At 60.1% G+C, this 24,897-nt stretch carries 22 protein-coding genes, 2 tRNA genes and 1 pseudogene; 14 read left to right on the top strand and 11 right to left on the bottom strand.

Going from position 1 to position 24,897, the window contains the following annotated elements; all coding sequences use genetic code 11:
* Positions 1–42: 42 nt before the first annotated feature.
* The 4 genes and pseudogenes from ACLH0I_RS24810 to ACLH0I_RS24795 form a co-directional block, all read left to right on the top strand.
* Positions 43–819, top strand: a pseudogene (locus ACLH0I_RS24810) (PAS domain-containing protein); the annotation flags it as partial.
* Between the two features lie 108 nt (positions 820–927).
* Positions 928–1,359: a methyl-accepting chemotaxis protein gene (locus ACLH0I_RS24805; protein ID WP_411387554.1), complete on the top strand. Its 432-nt coding sequence runs from the start codon at positions 928–930 to the stop codon at positions 1,357–1,359.
* Between the two features lie 128 nt (positions 1,360–1,487).
* The gene (locus ACLH0I_RS24800) at positions 1,488–2,006 is read left to right on the top strand and encodes a DUF2975 domain-containing protein (protein ID WP_411385634.1); all 519 of its coding nucleotides are present in this window, start codon (positions 1,488–1,490) and stop codon (positions 2,004–2,006) included.
* Positions 2,007–2,013: 7 nt separating this feature from the next.
* Entirely contained in the window at positions 2,014–2,247 is a 234-nt protein-coding gene (locus ACLH0I_RS24795; RefSeq protein WP_250965030.1) for a helix-turn-helix domain-containing protein, read from the top strand.
* Here ACLH0I_RS24795 and ggt read toward each other — a convergent pair.
* From ggt to ACLH0I_RS24780, 3 genes are all read right to left on the bottom strand, one after another.
* Positions 2,229–4,082: a gamma-glutamyltransferase gene (ggt, locus tag ACLH0I_RS24790; RefSeq protein WP_411385633.1), complete on the bottom strand. Its 1,854-nt coding sequence runs from the start codon at positions 4,080–4,082 to the stop codon at positions 2,229–2,231. The genes ACLH0I_RS24795 and ggt overlap by 19 nt on opposite strands.
* A 179-nt stretch (positions 4,083–4,261) precedes the next feature.
* Positions 4,262–4,338 (bottom strand) — tRNA-Met (locus ACLH0I_RS24785).
* A 103-nt stretch (positions 4,339–4,441) separates the two neighbouring features.
* Positions 4,442–6,499 (bottom strand): methyl-accepting chemotaxis protein, encoded by a 2,058-nt coding sequence (locus tag ACLH0I_RS24780; RefSeq protein ID WP_186704998.1) that lies wholly within the window; start codon positions 6,497–6,499, stop codon positions 4,442–4,444.
* Positions 6,500–6,828: 329 nt separating this feature from the next.
* Here ACLH0I_RS24780 and ACLH0I_RS24775 point away from each other — a divergent pair, with 329 nt between their 5' ends.
* From ACLH0I_RS24775 to ACLH0I_RS24755, 5 genes are all read left to right on the top strand, one after another.
* Entirely contained in the window at positions 6,829–8,046 is a 1,218-nt protein-coding gene (locus tag ACLH0I_RS24775; RefSeq protein ID WP_411385632.1) for an MFS transporter, read from the top strand.
* 232 nt (positions 8,047–8,278) lie between these two features.
* On the top strand, positions 8,279–8,722 hold the full coding sequence (locus tag ACLH0I_RS24770; protein WP_250965020.1) for a DUF3592 domain-containing protein: 444 nt from the start codon (positions 8,279–8,281) through the stop codon (positions 8,720–8,722).
* Between the two features lie 4 nt (positions 8,723–8,726).
* Positions 8,727–9,314 (top strand): hypothetical protein, encoded by a 588-nt coding sequence (locus ACLH0I_RS24765; RefSeq protein WP_053187275.1) that lies wholly within the window; start codon positions 8,727–8,729, stop codon positions 9,312–9,314.
* A gap of 5 nt (positions 9,315–9,319) precedes the next feature.
* Positions 9,320–9,691 carry a c-type cytochrome gene (locus tag ACLH0I_RS24760; RefSeq protein WP_250965018.1) on the top strand — a complete coding sequence of 124 codons (372 nt, stop codon included), beginning with the start codon at positions 9,320–9,322 and terminating at the stop codon, positions 9,689–9,691.
* Between the two features lie 1,105 nt (positions 9,692–10,796).
* The gene (locus ACLH0I_RS24755) at positions 10,797–12,860 is read left to right on the top strand and encodes a calcium-binding protein (protein WP_411385631.1); all 2,064 of its coding nucleotides are present in this window, start codon (positions 10,797–10,799) and stop codon (positions 12,858–12,860) included.
* 94 nt (positions 12,861–12,954) lie between these two features.
* On the opposite strand, the gene ychF is transcribed toward ACLH0I_RS24755, so the two are convergent.
* From ychF to ACLH0I_RS24715, 8 genes are all read right to left on the bottom strand, one after another.
* Positions 12,955–14,055: a redox-regulated ATPase YchF gene (ychF, locus tag ACLH0I_RS24750; RefSeq protein ID WP_411385630.1), complete on the bottom strand. Its 1,101-nt coding sequence runs from the start codon at positions 14,053–14,055 to the stop codon at positions 12,955–12,957.
* A gap of 22 nt (positions 14,056–14,077) precedes the next feature.
* Positions 14,078–14,662 (bottom strand): aminoacyl-tRNA hydrolase, encoded by a 585-nt coding sequence (pth, locus tag ACLH0I_RS24745; protein WP_003185374.1) that lies wholly within the window; start codon positions 14,660–14,662, stop codon positions 14,078–14,080.
* 166 nt (positions 14,663–14,828) lie between these two features.
* Complete coding sequence (locus ACLH0I_RS24740; RefSeq protein WP_060740648.1) at positions 14,829–15,431, bottom strand: 50S ribosomal protein L25/general stress protein Ctc; 603 nt, start codon at positions 15,429–15,431, stop codon at positions 14,829–14,831.
* 140 nt (positions 15,432–15,571) lie between these two features.
* Positions 15,572–16,513 carry a ribose-phosphate pyrophosphokinase gene (locus ACLH0I_RS24735; protein WP_003171603.1) on the bottom strand — a complete coding sequence of 314 codons (942 nt, stop codon included), beginning with the start codon at positions 16,511–16,513 and terminating at the stop codon, positions 15,572–15,574.
* Positions 16,514–16,560: 47 nt separating this feature from the next.
* Positions 16,561–16,635, bottom strand: a tRNA-Gln gene (locus ACLH0I_RS24730).
* 37 nt (positions 16,636–16,672) lie between these two features.
* Positions 16,673–17,524 (bottom strand): 4-(cytidine 5'-diphospho)-2-C-methyl-D-erythritol kinase, encoded by an 852-nt coding sequence (gene ispE, locus ACLH0I_RS24725; protein ID WP_411385629.1) that lies wholly within the window; start codon positions 17,522–17,524, stop codon positions 16,673–16,675.
* Between the two features lies 1 nt (position 17,525).
* On the bottom strand, positions 17,526–18,143 hold the full coding sequence (gene lolB / locus ACLH0I_RS24720) for a lipoprotein insertase outer membrane protein LolB (protein ID WP_186705004.1): 618 nt from the start codon (positions 18,141–18,143) through the stop codon (positions 17,526–17,528).
* A gap of 4 nt (positions 18,144–18,147) precedes the next feature.
* Positions 18,148–19,872 (bottom strand): tetratricopeptide repeat protein, encoded by a 1,725-nt coding sequence (locus ACLH0I_RS24715; protein WP_186705005.1) that lies wholly within the window; start codon positions 19,870–19,872, stop codon positions 18,148–18,150.
* Between the two features lie 172 nt (positions 19,873–20,044).
* Between ACLH0I_RS24715 and hemA the strand changes: the two genes are divergently transcribed.
* From hemA to murI, 5 genes are read left to right on the top strand one after another with little or no spacing between them, the layout of a single operon-like run.
* Positions 20,045–21,334, top strand: a complete 1,290-nt coding sequence (gene hemA, locus ACLH0I_RS24710) for a glutamyl-tRNA reductase (protein ID WP_186705006.1) — start codon at positions 20,045–20,047, stop codon at positions 21,332–21,334.
* Positions 21,331–22,413, top strand: a complete 1,083-nt coding sequence (prfA, locus tag ACLH0I_RS24705; protein ID WP_250964074.1) for a peptide chain release factor 1 — start codon at positions 21,331–21,333, stop codon at positions 22,411–22,413. The genes hemA and prfA overlap by 4 nt, the downstream gene beginning before the upstream one ends.
* Positions 22,414–22,427: 14 nt before the next feature.
* On the top strand, positions 22,428–23,258 hold the full coding sequence (gene prmC, locus ACLH0I_RS24700; protein WP_411385628.1) for a peptide chain release factor N(5)-glutamine methyltransferase: 831 nt from the start codon (positions 22,428–22,430) through the stop codon (positions 23,256–23,258).
* Positions 23,252–24,007, top strand: coding sequence for a molybdopterin-synthase adenylyltransferase MoeB (locus ACLH0I_RS24695; RefSeq protein WP_186705009.1), 756 nt, complete (start codon positions 23,252–23,254; stop codon positions 24,005–24,007). The genes prmC and ACLH0I_RS24695 overlap by 7 nt, the downstream gene beginning before the upstream one ends.
* Entirely contained in the window at positions 24,000–24,791 is a 792-nt protein-coding gene (gene murI / locus ACLH0I_RS24690) for a glutamate racemase (RefSeq protein WP_411385627.1), read from the top strand. Before ACLH0I_RS24695 ends, murI begins: the two co-directional genes overlap by 8 nt.
* The last annotated feature ends 106 nt before the right edge of the window (positions 24,792–24,897 follow it).

Genomic DNA, 24,897 nt, shown 5'->3' with positions numbered 1-24,897 from the left:
AAGGGAACAGCCTATTCAATTCTTCTGCTGTCGGAGCTGCCCATGTTCAACCACCGCCTGAAGCAGGAGCTACTGGCTCTTCGCCAAGAACTGTCCAGCCTTGTGCAAGTCAAGGAAAGCCTGGATCGCGAAATGCTTGGCCTCACCCTGGATGCCGACGGACGGATTCAATCGGTCAATCAGAATTTCCTCGACGAGATGCGCTACAAGAGCCAGGACCTGATCGGCCGGGCTGTGGATGAGCTGGTTCCCGCGTATCTGAGATCCAATGAATTCCAGGTTCGCTTCAAGTCGGCGCTGACCCGTGGCGAGCACTTTTCCGGTGCCGTGCGCTTGCTGCGGGGCAACGGCCAGGAAGCCTGGCTGCGTTCGATCCTCCAGCCCGTACGGAATGCTGACGGGCGGATCCGCTATTTTTCGATGTACTCCAATGACCTGACCCGCACCATCGAAGCGTCCCGGGAACACGAGAACCTCATCGGCGCGTTGGTGCGTTCAACGGCAGTGATTGAGTTCGATCTGGGCGGGCACGTGCTGACGGCCAATGATCGCTTCCTCAATGCCATGGGTTACAGCCTCGCGCAGATCAAGGGCAAGCACCACCGCACGTTTTGTGAGCCTGAGGAATACAACAGCGCGGGCTATCAGCATTTCTGGAAACGCTTGAACAGTGGGGAATTCGTGGCCGGGCGCTTCAAGCGCATTGATAGCAGCGGTCGTGAAGTATGGTTGGAGGCGTCCTATAACCCGGTGGTCGATGCCAACGACCGACTGTATAAAGTCGTGAAGTTCGCGACCAACATCACCGACCAGGTCAACCAGGAAAAAGCCGTCGCCGAGGCGGCCAACATTGCCTACAGCACCTCGCTGCAGACCGACAACAGCGCCCAGCGCGGCACGACGGTGGTGACCCAGGCCGTGGACGTGATGCGCGACTTGGCCCGGCACATGCAAACCGCCGGTCAAGGCATCGAGGCGTTGAACGAGCAATCCCTGGTGATCGGCACCATCGTCAAGACCATCAGCGGCATCGCCGAACAGACCAACCTGCTGGCGCTCAACGCCGCGATCGAAGCGGCCCGGGCCGGCGAGCAGGGCCGGGGCTTTGCGGTGGTGGCCGATGAGGTGCGCCAATTGGCATCGCGTACCAGCCAGGCCACCGATGAAATCGTCGGCGTGGTTCGCCAGAACCAGGACATGGCCCGCAACGCCGTAGCGCTGATGACCGACGGCCAGCACCAGGCCGAACACGGACTGGCCTTGGCCGCCGAGGCGGGGACGGTGATCGTTGAGATCCAGGACGGGGCGAAAAAAGTGGTCGATGCGGTGAGCCAGTTCGCTAATCAGCTTTCCACGTAAGGTCTGTTATTATCGTTTTTTACATATTAATTATTGTTTTGCGATAATTTGTTGGTTATGTTCTGGGCTCCTTTATTCTATTGGAGCCTCACATGCACTCGAATCGTCTTGCCTTGTATAGCCAGCGGATGGCAGCCATCACCCTTGTTTTCATGGTCGCGATGATGGCCGTCAACGCTGTGGCCTGGCTGTATCCTGAGGCGACCTCGCGATACGGCCTGGGGTTTGCCCTGACCGAGCGGCAGCTGTCGAGTCTGCCTGAAGAGGCGCTGCGGTTGACGGGGTGGCAATGCCTGGGTGGAGCACTGTTGACGAGCATTCCCTTGCTGGCCCTGGCGGTCGGGCTTACCAACTTGCGCAGGCTCTTCAAGCACTACGCCCAAGGGCAGTACTTTTCCAGCGCAGCAGCGGTTTACCTGGGAAATGCGGGGCGCGCAGTGGCGGTGTGGGTGCTGCTGGACTTTATCTGCGAGCCGTTTCTCAGCCTGCTGGTGACGATCAATGCACCGGTCGGCCAGCGATTGCTGACCTTCAGTATTACCGCGCCATCTTTCGTCGCTTTATTTCTCGCCGCCTGCATTGCGATCATTGCCCGGATACTGTCCCAGGCCAGTGAAGTCGATTCAGAAAACAGAACTTTCGTTTGAGATCGTCATGCCCATAGTTATTCAACTTGATGTGATGCTGGCCATGCGCAAGGTCAAATCCAAGGACCTTGCGGCTGCAATCGGCATTACCGAGGCCAACCTTTCCTTGTTGAAACAAGGAAAGGTCAAGGGTATCCGCCTGGCAACGCTCGAAGCCATTTGCAGCTACCTGCAATGCCAGCCCGCAGATCTACTGATCTATCAACCGCAGAGCGAATTGGATCAGTCGCCCAGTGCCTGACCTTCGCGTCTTGGGTCCGCACCGCCGGCCAGTGAGGTTTTCCCCTGAGCATCACGCACCCGGACAATAGCCTGGGTGCCGCTGTTCATGTCGATTTCGCTCACCGTGTGGCCCTTGTCTTTCAGCGCCTGGACCAGCGTCGGGCTGAACTGTCCTTTCTCCAGTTCGGTGGGGCCATTGCGGCTGCCGAAGTTGGGAAGGTTGATGGCGGTCTGCGGATCCAGGTTCCAGTCCAGCAGGCCGATCACTGACTTGGCGACGTATTCGATGATCTGCGAGCCGCCGGGGGAGCCGACAGCGGCCAGCAGTCTACCTTGATGGTCGAAGACCAGTGTCGGCGCCATGGATGAGCGTGGGCGTTTGCCGGGCTCGACGCGGTTGGCGACTTTTTGCCCGTTTTCTTCAGGGATGAACGAGAAATCAGTCATCTGGTTGTTGAGCATGAAACCCTGGACCATCAGGTGTGAGCCGAACGCCGACTCCACCGTCGTGGTCATGGACACCGCACCACCCTGGTCATCCACCGCCACCACTTGCGAGGTGGAAATACGCAGCGGCGAACGGTCCGGGGCGTAGGCTACCTGGATGCCCGGTGGTGTGCCGGGCTTGGCGACACCCATGCTACGAGGGCCGATCAGGCTGGCTCGGCTGGCCAGGTAACCTTGATTGACCAGTCCGTTGAGCGGCACGGCTACAAAATTCGGGTCGGCGATGTATTGGGCGCGGTCGGCGTAGGCCAGGCGCTCGGCTTCGGCGATCAGGTGCACCGCTTCGGGAGAGGGTTCAATGCCGGCGGGTTTATCGGTCTTGAGGGGTTTCAAGGGGGCGAGGGCGGCATTGCTGTCGCGCTGTTCCAGGGCCTGCAACGTCCCGAGGATCTGTGCCACGGCAACCCCGCCCGAAGACGGTGGAGGCATGCCGCAGATTTGCCAGCGCTTGTAATCGGTGCACAACGCGGGCCGCTCCCGTGCGGTGTAGCCCTGGAGGTCGTTCAGGGAAAGGCTGCCGGGGTTGGCGTGACCCTGCACCTTGGCGACGATCTCCTCGGCAACCGGCCCTTTATACAACGCATCGGGACCTTCGTTGGCGATGCGCTTGAGCACCCCTGCCAATGCCGGGTTTTTCAGGATGGTGCCAACTGCCTTCGGACTGCCATCGGCATTGAGAAAGTATGCCGCCATGTCCGGCGAGCCCGGCAAAGACGGGTCGGTCGCGATCAATGAATGCAGCCTGGGCGAAATCGCGAAGCCTTGTTCGGCCAACGCAATGGCCGGTTCGAACAACGTCGCCCATTGCAGGCGCCCATGTTTACGGTGGGCCAGTTCCAGTCCACGCAACACCCCGGGAGTGCCTACGGAACGGCCGCCAATTTGGGCGGCGGTAAACGGCATGGGTTTGCCGTCGGCTTGCAGGAAAAGTCTTTCGGTGGCGCCGGCCGGTGCCGTTTCGCGACCGTCGTAGGTGCGCACAGCCTTGCCATCCCACAGAACGATGAACGCGCCGCCGCCAATGCCCGACGATTGCGGCTCCACCAGGGTCAGCACCGCTTGCATCGCAATCGCCGCGTCGATGGCCGAGCCGCCGCGCCGCAACATCTCCCGCCCGGCTTCGGCCGCCAGCGGGTTGGCCGCGGCCGCCATGTGCTTGTCGGCGTAACGCGTCTGCACGTCGGTGCGGTAGCCGGACGTGATCTCCGGCGGGGCGGGCAGTGCTGGTGTGGCGGTGGAGGAGGGCGGGGCCTTGCAGGCGCCAAGCGTTAACGCGACAGCCAGCAACGAAACGGCTGACAGGCGATGAAGGTTCGGTTTCAGATCTGTGAGCACGTGTCGCTCCATCCGTGGGCTTGGGATATAGGATCGACTGTAGCGATGCGAGGCGTGTGGCGCAAATCGACACGAGACTGAGCAAAGCCCTGTCTGTCCCTGATCGCAGGGGCATAAACAGTTTCTGAGAGAGCGGGTTTTTTCAAGGCATAAAAAAACGGCTTATCTTTCGATAAGCCGTTTTTAGTACTTGGTGGCTACACAGGGACTTGAACCCCGGACCCCAGCATTATGAATGCTATGCTCTAACCAACTGAGCTATGTAGCCAAGTGGCGCGCATTATTCGCCGGTAACGAAGATGTGTCAAGCGTAAATCTGAAATATTTCTCTGCGCTTTCAACCGCTTAACAATCCTCACTGCAAATCCCCGTCAGCCGAGCTGAAATCTCCCTGTGTTGGCACTCAAGGCCTGGCTTCCCTGGCTCAAGGTATCGGCCGCCACGTTCACGGCCCGTGCGCCTTCGAGCAAGCGCATGGCCGCCTGGTCGACCTGTTGGATGTTGCCGCTGACTTCGTCGGCGGTGCTGGCTTGTTCATCCACGGCAGTGGCGATTTGCGCCAGGGTGTCGGTGACGCTTTGCACGGCGCTGGCAATTTCGCCCAATCGCTCGCCCAGGCCAGTGACGGCTTGGGCGTCGGTCTGGGCTTGGCCGCAGGCGGCTTCCATCAGGCTGACGGCTTCGTTGACCGTGGCGCGCAGGCTGTCGACGGTGCCGGCAATCTGTTGCGTGGAGGACTGGGTGCGTTGCGACAGGCTGCGCACTTCATCGGCGACCACCGCGAAACCGCGGCCTTGTTCGCCGGCGCGAGCCGCTTCGATAGCGGCATTGAGGGCCAGGAGATTGGTCTGCTCGGCGACGCCACGAATGGTATCGACCACCAGTTGGATCTGTTGCCCCTGTTCGCTGACCCGTCCCAGTGCGGCGGCGGTTTCGTTGAGCCGTTGGTTGAGCTGCTGGATACTCGCCGTGGTGCGCTGGCTGTCGCGGCTGCTGTCGGCAGCGATGCGCCGGGTTTGCTGGGCGCTGTCGGAAGCTTGTTCACAGCTCTTTGCCACGCCTTGGGAGGTGGCGGCCAGTTGCGTCGCGGCGGCGGCGATCTGGCTGATCTGTATTTGTTGGGCCTCGACTTCTCCCAGGGCGCCGCTGGAGTGTGTATTGAGGGTGCGCACGGCGTTGCTCAACTGCAACGTCTCGTGATCCACCCCCAGCAGGCTGTTGCGCAACTGCACCACGGCGACGTTGAGGGCGGTGCTGATGGCCGCTAGTTCATCGCGCCCTTGCACCGGTACTTGCAAGCTGAGATTGCCGTCGCGCAGGGCCTCGGCCAGTAGGGTGATACCGCTGGCGCTGCGCCGGATCGACGCTTGCAGGCAGACAAAAAGATACAGCGCGGCCAGCAGCAGGCAGCCGAGGATCGTCGCGACCAGGATGAACTGGCGAATCGCCGAGCCGTAGTAGTGGTCCAGTCGCGTATCCAGCGCCACCAGCGATTGTTGCCGCAGGGTCGCCAGGTCGGCGAGGAGGGCATCCATGTGTTTTTCGAAGTCTTCCGGCTTCAGATTGATGGCGCCGCCGAACACGCCGTCATCCAGGACTTTGAGGCCGGCGTCCAAGTGCTTGAGGCTGCCTTGGAATTGTCCAGCCCACGTCTGCAGGTCGCTGGGCAGGCGGGTTTCCAGCAATGTTCCAGTCTTGACCAGTTGATCCCGGGCGTCGCCGATACGGCTGCGCAGGTCCCGCAGTTGCAGGCGGCTCTGCAAAGTGAATTGGCCCGACACCACGGAGGCCTGGCCGACGCTGGCCAGACGGCCGACCCGTTCGATCAGGTCCGGCGTCTGCTGGGTGGAAATCTGGGTCAGCAGATAAGTCTCCAGCCAGGAGGCGAGGGTCAGGCGGTTATCCATGACCATTTGTTCGCGCAACGCTTGCAGGGCGCTGAGCGCTGCGGTGAAGCGGTCATAGCCATCCGGCCACCAACCCACGCTGCCCAGGCTTTTCGAATCCAGGCCGTTGAGGCTGGTTTGCAGGGTTTGGTAACGGGCGAGGGTGTCGGCTTCGGCCCCTGCGGTTTGCAGGGTATTGGCCAGGTCACTGGCGGCCTGGTTGAGGGCCGGCTGCACTGCATCGTACGCCGCCATGGCGGCCAGCGTCGCGGGTGTCGGCTGCCGATTGGTCTCGGTGGCACGCCAGCGGGCGGCGCGGTTGCGCTGGGCGGTGAGCAGGTTGTCGAGGTTATCCAGGGCCAGCAATTGGCGCACCCCGGCGCGTTCCCCGGAAATCAGGCTGAGTTTGTCGCGATAATCCTGGCCAATGAGCCACAGGCTGCCCATGAGCGGCAGGATAAAAAGCAGGAACAGCAATTGGAATTTGCGGGCGAAGCCGAAACGCCCCAACAACCTGATTCCCGGTGATAGAAAAGCCTGCATGCCCATACTCCCCTGAACACCCCTGCACTGTTTCTGTGCGTTTCTACACAGTGCTAAAACGGGTGCCCTTTTAAAAGGCCTCGAAAGTTTGTCCAAATCGGCTCGGTAGGCCAGCTCTGTAGCGAAACTTCCCATTCTCGGTCCCCTTTGTAAGGAGCCGCGTTGTAGCTCATTAACAAGGCAAGATTCAGACCATGGCGTTGGGCTATCACCTTGGAATTCGACAATTTTTCAAGGTCGATAGCAAGCTAAGGGGATAGCCTTGTCGCACCGAAAAATGGCACATTGACGCACCTGCCCGTGTGCACCCTCTGTCGTATGGAAACCCCATGGCTATCAGCAATACCCAAGCCGACACCTCGGCCGTTGCCGCCCCGGCGCAAAGCAGCCCATTGGTCATGCGCATCATCGGCGCCGTGGCGCTGGCGCACTTGATCAATGACTTGATCCAGGCGGTGCTGCCGTCGATCTATCCAATGCTCAAGGACAGCTATGGCCTGACCTTCACCCAAGTTGGCCTGATCACCCTGACGTTCCAATTGACCGCATCTTTGTTGCAGCCGTGGGTCGGCTATCACACCGACCGGCACCCCAAGCCGTGGCTGTTGCCGGCCGGGACGGTGTGCACGCTGATCGGCATTGTGATGATGTCCATGGTCGGCAGTTTTGCCTTGATCCTGTTGGCGGCTGCGTTGATCGGCATTGGTTCGTCGACCTTCCACCCGGAAGCGTCGCGGGTGGCGCGACTGGCCTCGGGTGGCCGCTATGGGCTGGCGCAATCGACGTTCCAGGTGGGCGGTAATGCCGGCTCCGCCTTCGGCCCGCTGCTGGCGGCGGCGATCATCATTCCCTACGGGCAGGGCAATGTGGCCTGGTTCGGGCTGTTCGCCCTGTTTGCGTTGTACGTGCTGTACCGCATCAGCCGCTGGTACGCCAACCACCTGAACCTGTTCAAGCTCAAGCAAGGCCAGGCGGCCACTCATGGGTTGTCCAAGGGCCGAGTCTTGAGTGCTCTAGTGGTGCTGGGGCTGCTGGTGTTTTCCAAGTATTTCTACATGGCCAGTTTTACCAGCTACTTCACGTTCTACCTGATCGAGAAGTTCGACCTGTCGGTGGCCTCTTCGCAGTTGCACCTGTTCCTGTTTCTCGGCGCGGTGGCGGCGGGGACCTTTTTTGGCGGGCCGATTGGCGACAGGATCGGGCGCAAGGCGGTGATCTGGTTCTCGATCCTCGGCGTGGCACCGTTCACCCTGATTCTGCCTCACGTTGACCTGCTGTGGACCAGCATCCTCAGCATGGTCATCGGTTTCATCCTGGCCTCGGCGTTCTCGGCCATCGTCGTGTACGCCCAGGAACTGGTGCCGGGCAACGTCGGGATGATCGCCGGCGTGTTCTTCGGGCTGATGTTTGGTTTCGGCGGGATTGGCGCCGCGTTGCTCGGGCACCTGGCGGACATCCGTGGTATCGAGTATGTGTACTGGCTGTGCTCGTTCCTGCCGTTGCTCGGGGTGTTGGCGATTTTCTTGCCGAGGGCCCGGAAGGCTTGAGAGGGGCGAGAGGTTTGAACATCCATGTGGGCTGAGCCGCCGCTATCGCGAGCAAGCTCGCTCCCACAGGTTCAGTGGTGTTCACGCGCTTGCTCGCGAAGGTGTCGGTACCTCCAGCATCATTTCAAACTGACCCAACACCGTAGCCCGCATTTAAATCCAGCATTACGCCATAGCCCGGCTTTTTGTTATTCTCACCGCCTTCTTTCATGGACGAATACCGGGACAAGCCATGGCTAACGACACCCCGTCACGCATCGGGACGATACTGCTGGGCCTGCTTTTTTCTCTGATTGGCGTTGGCTTGTTGGGCATTGCCGTCAACCTCACCCTTGATCGACGCGACTTTCTCGCCCAGGCACAGACCGCCGATGGCATCGTCAGCCATTTGAATGCCGGTGGTTCGCATCCTGAAATCGCCTTCACCACCGTCAGCGGCGAAAAAATTTCCTATCCCCAGGGCGGCTTTATTTTCGGTTACCAGAAAGACCAACCGGTGCGCGTGCATTACTTGCCCGAGCAGCCGGCTGGCAGCGCCATCGTCGATGCCCCGTCAGCACTGTGGGGGACCTCCGGGGTGCTGGGGTTCATCGGTTTGGTGTTCACCCTTGTCGGCCTGCTAAAAGCTTTCCGTCAACGCGGCCGCGGTGCGGCTCATTCACATAAAGGACTTTGAACGTATGAGCTACAACATCCCTCTCCCGGTCAATGAAAGTCGCTGGCAGTACCAGACCGCCAGCGGCGGCGGTCTGACCGTGGTCATGGTGGCGGGCAGTGGCGGCTCGATTATCCTGCGTTCGCCCCAGGGCGAGGACGTCAGCTATCGCTATGGCGGTGTTGGCGTGGGTGTCGGGTTTGGCGCAAGGCTGCCACGCTTCGGCAAGATCAATATCCAGATCAAGGGCAAGGGTGTGGCTGCGGCCGGTGCGGCGGAGGCGTTTCCCAGCACCGGCAAGGTGTTTGTCAGCGACGCCTTGGTCAATCGGGACCTGACCAGCGACGACATCACGGGTCCTTGCATGTATACCGAAGTGGGCGTGGGCCTGGTGGTCGGCGGTTCGGCCACGGCCCTGCTGTTCGGGCTCGATCCCAAGTTGCTGGCGTTATCGGTGGCGCTGAGTTCCAACCCGGCGACTTCGCTCATTGCGGCGACCACGGTCAACCGGCAACTGGCGCGCTCGGCCAAGGGGGCGGTGGTCATGGCGGGTGTGAACGCTGGGTTGCAGGCCGGTGGTGGTGCGGCGATCTACATGGGTTACCTGTTCTAGTGAGAATGTCAGTCATTGCTTCGCTAGGGATTTTGTCGCTGATTCAAACATCGCTGTCCTTTGCGGATAATGCCAATGGGAAAAATATCTATTTGCAGCGATGTGTGATGTGCCATGGGGTGGACCTCAAGGGGACGGGGCCTTTGGCTCATAAGAGCAATCCTCCTACGCCTGATCTTACGACTGCGGCTTTCAAGGAACGTTTGAGGGTTTATCCGGGTGTTATTGTGTCGTCGGTAATACTTCGTCCCAATGGAGATTTGATTCCCAGGACGTTGAAAGAGAATGGTGTGAAGTTGGTGCCGTTTGATTGGGGCGTTAAGGACTTTCGCGATTTGAATCAGTATATGAGTGGTGTGGTTTTCAAAGGTCGGTGACTTTCGGGGCTTTTTTTCGTGTTGTTGATGATCTTGTGTGTATATCCGTTATCTAGGTAACGGCTAATTATGGTTCCGCTCTTACAGCGGGTCACTTTTGAAGAGCCCGGAAGCCGGCCCAGTCAAAAGTAACCAAAACGCTTCTGCCCCACCACTCGGTGCCTCGCTAGGGCTCGGCATGCCTGAACGAAGGCATTGCTCCGTGGGCCGCCGCGAAGGGCCATCCATGGCCCAGCGCGGCTATCCCGGCATCCATGCCGGGATGCCCACTCCACAACACCTCCGTTCAGCCATCGTGGTTAACGGGGCGTCCGAGATCAACATCCTCCCCGAGGCGGCCTTATAGCCGACCTGGTTCTGGTGGGACCGAGTTTCCCCTGTGGGGGCGAGCCCGCTCGCGAAAGCGGTATCACAGCCAATGAAGTTGTGTGAATGTACAGGCCTCTTCGCGAGCAAGCTCGCTCCCACAAGTTTTGTGGCGTACATGAGTTTTGTGTCTGCTGAAGATTAAGTGTGGGAGCGAGCTTGCTCGCGATAGCGGAGGCTCAGACAAATAGTGCTGGCATGTGTCTCTTGCTCTTGCTCTTGCTCTTGCTCTTGCTCTTGCTCTTGCTCTTGCTCTTGCTTTTGATCTTGATCTTGATCTGGATGCCCCGTTAAACCACGCTGGCCGAACGCAGGTATTGCGCAGTGGGCACCTCGGCATGGATGCCGAGGTAGCCGCGCTGGGCCATGGATGGCCCTTCGCGGCGGCCCACGGAGCAATGCCGGAGTGAGGGCACACCGAGCCTAGGCGAGGTGCCGAGTGGTGGGGCAGAAGCGTTTTGGTTACTTTTGCGCTTCTCAAAAGTGACCCGCTGTAAGAGCGGAACCATAAGTAGCCGTTACCTGAATAACGGATATACACACCATCACCACCATCACCACCATCACCACCATCACCAACACCGTCTTATACAACTCAGACGTTAAAGCGGAAGTGCCCCTTTCCTTCGACTTCCACAAACCACCGGTCGAACTCTGCTCATGCCAACGCTGGGGCGGCGTGCAAATCCTTACTGCTCTACTAGAGTGACGAATCCAACACCCGTTAAAGGATTAACCCATGGCAACCAGCGATAGCACGATGGCAAATACCCATACCGTGATAACTGGCCCGGGCACTGTCCAGGTCGACCTCACCGGCCAGTTCGATAATAACCAGAGCATCATTATCCAACCGGACGGCAAGATATTGGTTGGAGGCTATACCGAGTACCTGGCATGGGGATACCCCGGAGCGCCAGGTGAGGAAAGCTACGGTTACGAACAGAAGCATTCCGTTGTCCGGCTAAACGCCGATGGTAGCCTGGACACCAGCTTCCATGAAGGTGGCATCGACATCGTACCTGCTGCGATAGCCCCGGCGTCGCGCTACGAGCTGACGGCGGTGCAGACCGATGGCAAGGTGCTTGTCGCCGTTGCGTTGAACACCGGCGTACAGGTGGAGCGCTTCAACAGCGACGGGACGCGCGATGCCAGCTTTGGCCAAAATGGCGCTATTACGGTCGACATCAGCCACGACTTCAAGGACATCGACCTGACGGCGAATACGGATGGCACATTCCAGGTCAGCGCCCGTGGATTTGATCAGGCCACAGTGACAAGGATCGGCAATGACGGCACTTTCGTCGATGGCTTTGGCGAAAATGGCGTGCTGACTGTCAAGATTCCCGAAGACGCTTACTACAACGGAGGGATTTCTACTGCGGTGCAGGCAGATGGAAGTGTTGTGGTCGGGGCTGCATACAATGCCGCCGGCGTGGGTGATCCGACGTACACCCTACAGCGCTTCAACCCCGACGGTCAGCTGGATACCCGCTTCGGTGATGATGGTGTCCTCTCCTTGAACGCTGCCATGGGTTTTGGCGAAGACTCCGTGGTCACCGTACAGGCTGACGGCAAGATTATCGTGATGGGTCATGGCGAAGGCGAGGCTTTGGCTACTCTCGCACGGCTTAACGCTGATGGCTCCTTCGATGCCAGCTTTGGCTCCATGGGTAGGGTGACCTTCGAGGCCGACACGCCTGTGGCGTTGACGGTACAAGACGATGGCAAGATCCTCGCCGCGGGCACGAGCAACGGAGATTTCAGCGTCATCCGTTTGAACGCGGATGGCAGTGTGGATACCGGCTTCGGCAGCCAGGATGGCAAACTCCATGTGGACGGATACGCCGGCGAAGAAATCCTGCACGGGAGCGATGCCGCTGAAATCATCCACGGCTTGGCGGGTGATGATGTGCTCCAAGGCAACGGCGGACGCGACGTTCTGCAGGGAGGCGCTGGCGCTGACATTTTCCGCTTCACCGAACTGAACGACAGTTTCCGCACGACCACGCAAAACAACAGCGACCGGGTCATGGACTTCGACGCCTCTCAGGACCGCATCGACCTGATTGGCCTGGGCTTCACCGGCATTGGCGACGGCCATGGCGGCACCTTAGCTGTCATGGCAAGCTCAGACGGCACTCGCACCTACCTCAAGAACTACGACGCGGATGGCTCTGGACAGCGGTTTGAACTGATCTTGGACGGCAACCTGTCGGGGCAATTGGACAGCTCTAACGTGGTGTTCACCGCACCCACTGTCGAAGGGACGTCTGGTAAAGACACGATGACCGGTTCTGCCTTGTCGGAAATCATCTATGGCCTGGATGGCAATGACCGTATCAACGGCGGTGCTGGCGCTGATGTCATCATCGGTGGCGCGGGCGCAGACCGTCTCAACGGCGGAGATAGAACCGACATTTCGTTGTGGACAGATAACCGTGAAAACGCCGACGTGTTCCGCTATCTCTCTACCGAGGACAGCTATCGTACGGACAGCCATAGCTTTGCCGATCTTATCGAAGGCTTTACCGTTGACGACAAGATCGATGTATCGGCCCTGGGCTATACCGGCTTCGGAGAGGGTACGGGTACTACGCTGGAGATGGTTTATAACAACGAACTGGACCGCACTTACCTGAGGGATGTGGAGGCGGATGCACAAGGCCACCGATTCCAGGTCGGGCTTGCTGGGGACTGGCGAGAAAGCCTTGATGAGGATGACATGATCTTTGCTCCCGACGCCGAGATAGGGCTGATCGGGGTAGCGCCCGAGGCCGATCCAGGGCATTTATTGACCTGACGTCGGCTCCAGACGGTCGCGTGGCAGCGAGTAGCTGCCACGCGATGGGGGCTGAGGACTTTGATCGCCTCCAATAACCTGATGCGAAAAAACGTCAGACGTTGAAGCGGAAATGCATAACGTCGCCATCCTTGACGATGTATTCCTTACCTTCCAAACGCCATTTACCCGCTTCCTTGGCGCCTGCTTCGCCCTTGTACTGGATGAAATCCGAGTAGGCGATGACTTCGGCGCGGATGAAGCCTTTCTCGAAGTCGGTATGGATCACGCCAGCGGCTTGCGGTGCAGTAGCACCGACGCGGACGGTCCATGCGCGGACTTCTTCAACGCCAGCGGTGAAGTAGGTCTGCAGGTGGAGCATCTCGTAGCCCGCGCGGATCACGCGGTTCAGGCCAGGCTCTTCCAGGCCGAGGGCCTCGAGGAACATGTCTTTCTCTTCACCGTCGTCCAGCTCGGCAATTTCCGCTTCGATCTTGTTGCAGACCGGCACGACCATGGCGCCTTCTTCTTCGGCGATGGCCCTGACCACGTCCAGGTGCGGGTTGTTCTCGAAACCGTCTTCAGCGACGTTGGCGATGTACATGACCGGTTTGGTGGTCAGCAGGTGGAAGCCCTTGATCACCAGCTTCTCGTCAGTGCTCATGTTCTTCATCAGGCTGCGTGCAGGCTTGCCTTCGGTGAAGTGGGCGATCAACTGCTCCAGCAGGCCTTTCTGGACGACCGCGTCCTTGTCGCCGCCCTTGGCGTTGCGGGCGACTTTCTGCAGTTGTTTTTCACAGCTGTCGAGGTCGGCGAAAATCAGTTCCAGGTCGATGATTTCGATGTCGCGTTTCGGGTCGACGCTGTTGGAGACGTGAATCACGTTCTCGTCTTCGAAGCAGCGCACGACGTGGGCGATGGCATCGGTTTCACGGATGTTGGCCAAAAACTTGTTGCCCAGGCCTTCACCTTTCGACGCACCGGCCACGAGGCCGGCGATGTCGACGAATTCCATAGTAGTCGGCAGGATGCGCTTGGGGTTGACGATCGCCGCCAAGGCTTCCAGGCGCGGATCGGGCATCGGTACGATGCCGCTGTTCGGCTCGATGGTGCAGAAGGGGAAGTTCTCGGCCGCGATACCGGATTTGGTCAGGGCGTTGAACAGGGTGGACTTGCCGACGTTAGGCAGGCCGACGATGCCGCAATTGAATCCCATGGTGTTTCCCCTCGGATAAGTGTCAGGCCTTCTGGCTGTGCAGGTTTTTCATCGCACGGTTCCATTCACCGGCGAGGATATCCGGCAGCACGCCGAGGGCAAAGTCGATGCTGGCATCGAGTTTTTCCTGTTCGGCGCGAGGCGCACGACCCAGGACAAAGTTTGAAACCATACTGGCAACGCCCGGGTGGCCGATGCCGAGCCGCAGGCGGTGAAAGGTATTCTGATTACCCAGTTGCGCGATGATGTCGCGCAAGCCGTTGTGACCGCCATGGCCGCCGCCTTGCTTGAGCTTGGCAACGCCCGGAGGCAGGTCGAGTTCGTCGTGGGCCACCAGGATTTCTTCAGGCTTGATGCGGAAGAAACCGGCCAATGCCGCCACGGCCTGGCCGCTGCGGTTCATGTAGGTGGTGGGAATCAACAGGCGAACATCCTGACCCTGGTGCGAGAAGCGCCCGGTCAGGCCGAAATACTTGCGATCGGCGGCCAGGCTGACGCCTTGTGCGTGCGCGATGCGCTCAACAAAAAGGGCCCCTGCGTTATGCCGGGTCTGTTCGTATTCAGCGCCTGGATTTCCCAGGCCAACGATCAGTTTAATGGCAGTCACGATAGGGGCCCTTCCTGGAGTGTGGATAACAATGTCGCAATCAGGCGGTGTTGCGACAGTGGACGAAAATGGCGGATCTACCGTTAAGTAAACTTCGCGTTCTCGCCCGCTGTCTCGCTACGTTCCAGTCCGCGATGTTTCCGGTCACTCCGGCGACAGAGTGAAATTACTCTGCAGCGCCTTCTTCAGTGGCTTCTGGAGCAACACGTGGAGCGTGGACGTTGGCAACAGCCTTGTCATCGCCGTGTGCCAGAGCAACAAACTCAACGCCTTTAGGGGCCTTGAGGTCGGACAGGTGAATGATCGTGCCGACTTCGGCGTCAGCCAGGTCGACTTCGATGAATTCAGGCAGGTCTTTCGGCAGGCAGGACACTTCCAGCTCGGAAGTCACGTGCGAGATCTCGCCGCCTTTCTTGACCGGGGCAGCTTCGTTGATGAAGTGCACTGGAACAACAGCAGTCAGCTTCTGACCGGCAACAACGCGGACGAAGTCAGCGTGCATCACGTGGCCTTTGGCCGGGTGACGCTGCAGGGCTTTGATCACGACGTTTTGCTTGGTGCCGCCAACGTTCAGCTCGATGATGTGGCTGTAGGCCGCTTCGTTTTCGAGCAGTTTGGCAACTTCTTTGGCCAGCATGCTGATGGACTCAGGGGCTTTGTCGCCACCGTAGACTACAGCTGGAACCAGGCTTGCGAGACGACGCAGGCGGCGGCTCGCACCTTTCCCCAGGTCGGAACGCACTTCAGCATTCAGAGTAAAATCGTTCATGTTGTATCTCCAAAATAGCCATTTCCGAATGACGTCTGCGACCGACGCCAAAGCGGTATGGGCAAAAAAGCCCCGCCCCAACATGAGTGTTGGGGCGGGGCGCTTTTCGTCAACGAGATCTTCTGGAAAGGGCAGGGCCCTTAACGGAACATCGCACTGATCGATTCTTCATTGCTGATGCGGCGAACCGCTTCGGCAACTACCGGTGCGATATCCAGTTGGCGGATACGCGCACAGGCTTGTGCTGCAGCGGACAGCGGGATGGTGTTGGTCACCACCAGCTCGTCCAGCACGGAATTTTCAATATTCTCGATCGCTCGACCCGACAGCACAGGGTGTGTGCAGTAGGCAAAGACCTTGGCAGCGCCATGCTCTTTCAGGGCCTTGGCCGCGTGGCACAGGGTGCCGGCGGTATCGACCATGTCATCGACCAGGATACAGGTGCGCCCTTCGACGTCGCCGATGATATGCATCACTTCGGAGTGATTGGCTTTCTCACGACGTTTGTCGATGATACCCAGATCCACTCCCAGGGATTTGGCAACAGCCCGTGCACGCACGACGCCACCAATGTCCGGGGACACGATCATCAGGTTTTCGAAGCGCTGATCTTCAATATCATCCACCAGGACCGGGGAACCGTAGATGTTATCCACGGGGATATCGAAGAAACCCTGGATCTGGTCAGCATGCAAATCAACCGTGAGGACACGGTCGATGCCGACTACGGTCAGCATATCAGCCACGACTTTCGCGCTGATCGCCACACGTGCGGAACGCGGACGGCGATCCTGACGGGCATAACCAAAGTAAGGAATAACAGCAGTGATACGAGTAGCCGAGGAGCGGCGGAAGGCATCAGCCATCACGACGAGTTCCATCAGGTTATCGTTGGTCGGAGCGCAAGTCGGCTGAATAATGAAGACGTCTTTACCGCGAACGTTTTCATTGATCTCGGCAGTGATTTCGCCATCGGAGAACTTACCGACAGAAATGTCACCGAGAGGGATATGCAGCTGACGTACGACACGCCGAGCCAGATCGGGGTTAGCGTTCCCCGTAAAGACCATCATCTTGGACACGCGCAGTACCTGAAGGCTGAGGGTATACCTGGATGAGTATAGGAAAATGGCAGGGGCGGCTGGATTCGAACCAACGCATGGCAGGATCAAAACCTGCTGCCTTACCGCTTGGCGACGCCCCTGTATCTGTTGCTGCGAGTGCCCAGCACTCGATTCCTTTTAGAGCAGGTCTTGCAGCTTGCGATGCAACATCGAAACGTTGCTTCCTTTTGCTACAAACCCTGTAAGGGTCTCTGTCAGAAGGGCCGAGACTTTATCAGCTTCAGCTTTGCTTGGGAAGCCCCCAAACACACAACTTCCAGTTCCGGTGAGTTTTGCTTCGGTAAATTTACCTAACAAATTCAAAGCGTTACGAACATCTGGATAACGCCTTGCTACCACCGCTAAGCAGTCATTTCGACTGTTTCCCTTGGGAACGGGGCGCACTTTAATGGGAGGAGAGTTACGTGTCAACAGCGGATCTGAAAAAATTTCTGCTGTACTTACAGAGACTTGCGGCACCAGCACCACGTACCAGGGTTCTTCGGGTTCCACCGGGGTGAGTTTTTCCCCAACGCCCTCGGCAAAAGCGGCGTGGCCACGCACGAAAACCGGCACGTCGGCGCCCAGGGAAAGGCCCAGCGCCGCGAGGCGATCGATGTCCCAGTCCAACTGCCACAAGTGATTGAGGCCCAGTAAAGTCGTCGCCGCATTCGAGCTGCCGCCACCAATGCCGCCGCCCATGGGCAGGATTTTTTCGATCCAGATATCGATGCCTAGCGCACAACCGGATTGCGCCTGGAGTTTTTGCGCGGCCTTGACGATCAGGTTGCTGTCGTGGGGGACGCCTTCGAATTCGGTGTGCAGGCGAATCACGCCGTCGTCGCGCACGGCAAAGGTGATCTCGTCGCCGTAGTCCAGGAACTGAAAAATCGTCTGCAACTCGTGGTAGCCGTCCGGGCGGCGGCCGAGGATGTGCAGCATCAGGTTGAGCTTGGCCGGAGAGGGCAGGGTCAGGCGTGCAGCGGTCATGTCATTGCCCCAGCTTGCGCGGCTGCCATTGCTTGATCACCAGTGTGACGTCGAGGTTGCTGCCGTGCAGCTTGATGCGTTCGGGCAGCCAGTAGCCGTTCTGCTGGGCATAACTGAGGTATTCGATCTGCCAGTCGTCCTGTTCCAGGTTGGACAGGCGGCTGTCGGCGTCGAGTGTCAGGCGACTTTTACTGTCCGGTGCCGGCAATCCACGAACCCACCAGGTCAGGTGGGAAACCGGCAGTTTCCAGCCCAGTTGTTCTTCCAGCAGCGCTTCGGGGCTGGGCGCCTCGTAGCGCCCCTGGTTGGCGACTTCCAGCGAAACCTGGCCCGGCCGGCCGGTCAGGCGGGCCGCACCGCGACCCAGCGGGCCCGACAGGCGAATATCGTAATAGTCCTGGCGTTGCAGCCAGAACAGCGTGCCACTGCCCGAGTCTTTCGGGGCGCGGATGCCGATCTTGCCGTCGATCTGCCAGCCGTCCAGGCCGCTCAGTTGCTGCTTGTGCTCGCGCCACTGGGCCTGGTTGCCCTGGCCTTGGACGGATTCACGGGCGCCGAAGCCCGCGCAACCGGCGAGCAGGGCAATGAAACTGAAAACGATGAGATGGCGCAAAAACATAATCTTAAAGAGTCTCGGATCCGGTCAGGCGTTTGATGGTGCTGCGCAAGATAGGGCTGTCGGGCTGATCCTTGAGGAATCGGCTCCAGATCTGCCGGGCTTCGCGTTGTTTGCCGTTGGCCCACAGGACCTCGCCCAGGTGAGCGGCGACTTCCTGGTCGGGAAAGCGCTCCAGGGCCTGGCGCAACAGGCGTTCGGCTTCGTCGAGATTACCCAGGCGGTAATTCACCCAGCCAAGGCTGTCGAGTACCGCCGGGTCTTCCGGATTGATCTGGTGGGCCTGTTCGATCAGCAGCTTGGCCTCGTCGTAGCGGGTGGTGCGATCCGACAACGTATAGCCCAGGGCGTTAAGGGCCATGGCGTTGTCCGGGTCACGCTGGATGATCAGGCGCAGGTCTTTTTCCATCTGGGCCAGGTCATTGCGTTTTTCCGCCAGCATGGCGCGGGTATACAGCAGGTTCAGATCGTCCGGGTATTGCTTCAAGGCTTGTTGCAGTACGTTCCAGGCCTTGTCGCCCTGATTGTTGGCCGACAGGGTTTCGGCTTCGATCAGGTACAGCTGGATCCCGTAGTCGGGCTGGGAATCACGTTGTACCGCGAGGCGGCTCTGGGCATCGGCGGTCTTGCCATTGCTGATCAGGATATCGGCCTGGCGCAACTGCGCCGGCAGATAATCGTTGCCCGGGCCGACCTGCGCGTACTCGATCAGTGCGCTCTCGGGGTCGTTGCGTTCCTCGGCGATGCGACCCAGGTTCAGGTGGGCCGAGTCGACATGGCTTTCCCGGGCGATCAGGTCTTCCAGGTAACCCTTGGCCTCTTCCCAGGCCTTGGCTTCCAGGCAGACCAGCGCCAGGGAATAGCGCAACTCGTCGTCTTCCGGGTATTGCTGGACCAGGCTGGAGAACTCCACCTTGGCGTCGTCCATGCGGTTGTTTTCCACCAGCATGCGGGCGTAGGTGAGGCGCAGGCGCTTGTCGTCCGGATACTTCTTGATGCTTTTTTGCAGCAGCGGCAGCGCTTCGTCGCCACGGTTCAAGCCTTGCAGCAGGCGTGCCCGTAACAGGATAGGCGCCACTTCGCCGGCTTCCGGCGGGTTGTCTTCCAGCAGGGTGAGGGCACCCTGGGCGTCACCGTCCTGTTGCAACAGCAGGGCCTTGCCGAAAATCAGCTGGCCGTTGTTCGGGTGGCGCTGCAACAGGCGATCGAAGCTTTTCATCAGGCCGTTGCGGGTTTCCTGGTCGGTATCGGCGGCGGACAGCGCCAGGAAATCGAAATGAGTGTCGCCCTTGCCCAGCAGGACTTTCTCCATATACACCATGGAGTCGTCGTAGCGCCCGGCCCTGGCCAGTTGCACGGCGGCGGCGCGCTGCGCTTCGAGGTCGTCGGGGGCATTCCTGGCCCAGATCAGCGCCGTATCGAGCGCGGGTTGGTCGGCGCCCAGGTATTCGGCAATGCGAAATGCCCGCTCGGAGATGCCCGGGTCCTGGGTATTGATGGCCTGGGTCACGTAGTTGTCCAGCGCAATGTCGAAGCGATTGCGCTGGCCTGCCAGTTCGGCGCTCAACAGGCTGAAGATGGTTTCTTCGCTGAAGGAGCCGTAGACCTTGGGTTTTTCAGGGGCCTGCACGCTGTCTTCGACGGGCGGCGTACCGTCCGTCGAAACGGGGGCCATGGACTGGCAGCCGCTGAGCACGGCGAGGGCGAGGAGCAACGCGGAAGATCTATTCATATAGGAAGAGGACGACTAACCTGCGGTCGGATCATCATGACACAAGCCTTGGGGCAAACATAACCGCCCCGTCGATTTACCCTCCAGGGCCAGGCGATAGAGATGGAGTAGTTGTTCTGGATCTGACGAAGTAGGACAATTGCCGGCTTCACGTCACCATCAGCGACCTTGAATGGCCTTCCTTGCACTCGGTATCAACCACAAGACTGCTTCAGTAGACGTCCGCGAGCGCGTGGCCTTTACGCCTGAGCAGCTGGTCGAGGCCTTGCAGCAGCTCTGCCGACTGACCGACAGCCGCGAAGCTGCGATCCTCTCCACCTGCAATCGCAGCGAGCTCTATATAGAACAGGATCACGTTTCGTCCGATTCAGTGCTGCGCTGGTTGGCCGAATACCATGATTTGAGCCTTGAAGAGCTGCGCGCCAGCGCCTATGTGCATGAAGACGATGCGGCCGTTCGTCACATGATGCGCGTTGCCTCGGGGCTCGATTCGCTGGTGCTGGGCGAGCCACAGATTCTCGGCCAGATGAAGTCGGCCTACGCCGTGGCCCGCGAGGCCGGCACCGTCGGCCCGCTGCTGGGGCGCCTGTTCCAGGCGACGTTCAACGCCGCCAAACAGGTGCGCACCGACACGGCCATTGGCGAGAACCCGGTGTCCGTGGCGTTTGCCGCGGTCAGCCTGGCGAAACAGATTTTCAGTGATTTGCAACGCAGCCAGGCGCTGCTGATCGGCGCCGGCGAGACCATCACCCTGGTCGCTCGCCATCTCCATGACCTGGGTGTGAAACGTATCGTCGTTGCCAACCGCACCCTGGAACGGGCCAGTACCCTGGCCGAACAGTTCGGTGCCCATGCGGTGCTGTTGTCGGACATTCCCGCCGAGTTGGTGCACAGCGACATCGTCATCAGTTCCACCGCCAGCCAGTTGCCGATTCTTGGCAAGGGCGCCGTGGAAAGTGCCCTGAAGCTGCGCAAGCACAAGCCGATTTTCATGGTGGACATCGCCGTTCCCCGGGACATCGAGCCGGAAGTCGGCGAGTTGGATGACGTTTACCTCTACAGCGTCGACGACTTGCACGAGGTGGTTGCCGAGAACCTTAAGAGCCGGCAGGGCGCGGCCCAGGCGGCGGAGGAAATGATCAGCGTCGGCGCCGAGGACTTCATGGTGCGCCTGCGCGAGCTGGCTGCGGTGGATGTGCTCAAGGCGTATCGTCAACAGAGCGAGCGCCTGCGCGACGAGGAACTGCAAAAGGCCCAGCGCCTGCTGGCCAACGGCGGCAGTGCCGAAGAGGTGCTGGTGCAACTGGCCCGCGGCCTGACCAACAAGTTGCTCCATGCCCCCAGTGTCCAGCTCAAGAAGCTGACCGCCGAGGGCCGCCTCGATGCGCTGGCCATGGCCCAGGAACTCTTTGCCCTCGGTGAGGGCTCACCGGATAGCTTTTCGGATAAAAAACCGCAATGAAAGCGTCACTGCTCAACAAGCTGGACATCCTCCAGGACCGTTTCGAAGAACTGACCGCCTTGCTGGGCGATGGCGAAGTCATTTCCGACCAGAACAAATTCCGCACCTATTCCAAGGAATACGCGGAAGTCGAGCCGATTGTCGCCACCTATAAACAGCTGCTTAAAGTGCAGGGCGATCTCGAAGGCGCCCAGGCGCTGCTCAAGGACAGCGACCCGGACATGCGCGAAATGGCCGTGGAGGAAGTCCGCGAAGCCAAGGAACAACTGCTCGAACTGGAAAGCAGCCTGCAACGCATGTTGCTGCCCAAGGACCCGAATGACGGGCGCAACGTGTTCCTGGAGATCCGTGCCGGCACCGGCGGCGACGAGGCGGCGATTTTTTCTGGCGACCTGTTCCGCATGTATTCGCGTTATGCTGAGCGTCGCGGTTGGCGGGTGGAAATTCTCTCGGAGAACGAGGGCGAACACGGCGGCTATAAAGAAGTCATCGCCCGGGTCGAGGGCGACAATGTCTACGGCAAGCTGAAGTTCGAATCCGGCGCCCACCGCGTGCAACGCGTGCCGGCCACCGAATCCCAGGGACGCATCCACACCTCTGCCTGCACCGTGGCGGTATTGCCTGAGCCGGACGAGCAGGAAGCCATCGAGATCAACCCGGCGGACCTGCGGGTCGACACGTACCGTTCCTCCGGCGCGGGCGGCCAGCACGTCAACAAGACCGACTCGGCGATCCGTATCACGCACTTGCCCTCGGGCATCGTGGTCGAGTGCCAGGAAGAACGTTCCCAGCACAAGAACCGTGCGCGGGCCATGGCCTGGTTGTCGGCCAAGCTCAACGACCAACAGACCAGTGCCGCCGCCAACGCCATCGCCAGCGAGCGCAAGTTGCTGGTGGGCTCGGGCGATCGTTCCGAGCGGATCCGTACCTACAACTTCGCCCAGGGCCGGGTCACCGACCATCGCGTCAACCTGACCCTGTATTCCCTGGACGAGATACTTGCCGGTGGTGTCGATGCGGTGATCGAGCCGTTGTTGGCCGAATACCAGGCCGACCAATTGGCGGCGATTGGCGAGTAAGCACAGGTGAATAAATGACGATCATCGCCAGTCTGTTACGCGCCGCCGAACTGCCGGATTCACCCACGCCACGGCTGGACGCCGAGTTGTTGCTGGCCGCTGCCCTGGGCAAGTCCCGCAGCTTCCTGCACACCTGGCCCGAGCGGATCGTGCCCAGCGAGGCAGCGTTGCTGTTCTCCGAATACTTGCGGCGGCGGCGTTCCGGCGAGCCGGTGGCCTACATTCTCGGGCAACAGGGCTTCTGGAAGCTCGACCTGGAAGTCGCGCCCCATACCCTGATCCCGCGTCCCGACACCGAGCTGCTGGTGGAAACCGCGTTGGCCTTGTTGCTGGCGACACCGGCCCGGGTCCTGGACCTGGGCACCGGCAGCGGCGCGATTGCCCTGGCCTTGGCCAGCGAGCGCCCGGCCTGGAAGGTCACGGCGGTCGACCGGGTGTTGGAAGCCGTAGCCCTGGCCGAACGCAATCGCCAGCGCCTGGACCTGCGCAACGTCACGGTGTTGAGCAGCCACTGGTTCAGTGCTTTGGAAGGCGAGCGTTTCCAGTTGATCATCAGCAACCCGCCGTACATCGCGGCCAGCGATCCGCACCTGGCCGAGGGCGACGTGCGTTTCGAGCCGGCCAGTGCCTTGGTGGCCGGGCCCGACGGGCTCGATGATCTACGCCAGATCGTGGCCGAGGCCCCGGCTCACCTGGAACCGGGTGGCTGGCTGATGCTAGAGCACGGATACGATCAGGCCGAAGCGGTGCGCGATTTGCTGAGCGCCCAAGGTTTCACGCAAGTCCACAGCCGCAAGGACCTCGGCGCTCATGAGCGCATCAGCCTGGGGTGCCTGCCGTGCTGAACGATCAGGAGCTGTTGCGCTACAGCCGGCAGATTCTGTTGCAGCACGTCGACATCGACGGCCAGTTGCGTCTCAAGCAAAGCCGGGTGTTGATCATCGGGCTCGGCGGGCTCGGCGCCCCGGTGGCGTTGTACCTGGCTGCCGCTGGCGTGGGCGAGATGCACCTGGCGGATTTCGACAGCGTCGACCTGACCAACCTGCAACGCCAGATCATCCACGACACCGACAGCGTCGGCCTGAGCAAGGTCGATTCGGCGATGCGGCGCCTGGGGGCGATCAATCCCGAGGTTCGGCTGGTGCCTCACCGAGCGGCCATGGACGAAGACAGCCTGGCCGCGGCGGTCGGGGCGGTGGATGTGGTGCTCGACTGCTCGGACAATTTTTCGACCCGCGAAGCGGTGAACGCGGCCTGTGTCGCGGCGGGCAAGCCGCTGGTCAGCGGTGCGGCGATTCGCCTGGAAGGGCAGTTGTCGGTCTTCGACCCGCGCCGCCCCGAAAGCCCTTGCTACCACTGCCTCTACGGCCACGGCAGCGAAGCCGAGCTGACCTGCAGCGAAGCCGGTGTGATCGGGCCGCTGGTGGGCTTGGTGGGCAGCTTGCAAGCCCTTGAAGCCTTGAAGTTGCTCGCCGGCTTCGGTGAGCCGCTGGTGGGGCGCCTGCTGTTGATCGATGCCTTGGGTACACGGTTCCGTGAACTGCGGGTCAAGCGTGACCCAGGTTGCAGCGTCTGCGGTGATCCACATGAGTGAAGCGCCGGTTGGTGTGCTCGACTCGGGTGTCGGCGGGCTGTCGGTGCTGGGGGAGATCCGTCGACTGCTGCCCAATGAATCGCTGTTGTACGTGGCAGACTGTGGGCATATTCCCTACGGCGAGAAGACTCCGGAATACATCCGACAACGCTGCGCGATCATTGCTGACTTTCTCCTGGGCCAGGGCGCCAAGGCGCTGGTTGTTGCCTGCAACACCGCAACGGTGGCTGCCGTTGCCGACCTGCGCCGTGATTTTCCCCATTGGCCCATCGTTGGCATGGAGCCGGCGGTCAAGCCGGCGGCCGCCGCGACCCGCAGCGGTATCGTCGGCGTATTGGCCACCACCGGCACTTTGCAGAGCGCCAAGTTCGCCGCGTTGCTCGACCGTTTCGCCAACGATGTGCGGGTCATCACGCAGCCGTGTCCGGGTTTGGTGGAACTGATCGAAACGGGTGACCTGCAAAGCACGGCCCTGTATCAACTGCTGCAACAGTACATCGAGCCGTTGCTGGCGGCCGGCTGCGATACGCTGATCCTGGGGTGCACGCACTATCCGTTCCTCAAGCCATTGCTCGAGAGGATGATTCCTGAACATATCAGCCTCATCGACACGGGGGCGGCGGTGGCCCGGCAACTTCAACGCCTGTTGATTGAACGAGGTCTGCTGGCTGAAGGACCTGCCAGTGAAACGCACTTCTGGACGAGTGCCGATCCGATACATCTAAGAAAAATCCTACCAACGCTATGGCATTCGTCTGGCGTTGTGCGAAGCTTCGATCTGTAAAAAAAACGTGAAAATTATGTAATTCCTGCTGAACTTCTGTTTTAGCGTGGATTTCTATAGCTTTGAGTGTTTGTAACAAAATCTACTAAGTCTGTTCGGAAAAGGA

This window comes from Pseudomonas sp. MPB03, from assembly GCF_046605385.1.
GTDB classification, from domain to species: domain Bacteria; phylum Pseudomonadota; class Gammaproteobacteria; order Pseudomonadales; family Pseudomonadaceae; genus Aquipseudomonas; species Aquipseudomonas zanjanensis.
Note: the sequence above shows the minus strand (reverse complement) of the source record. Positions and strands in the feature narration are given on the sequence as shown.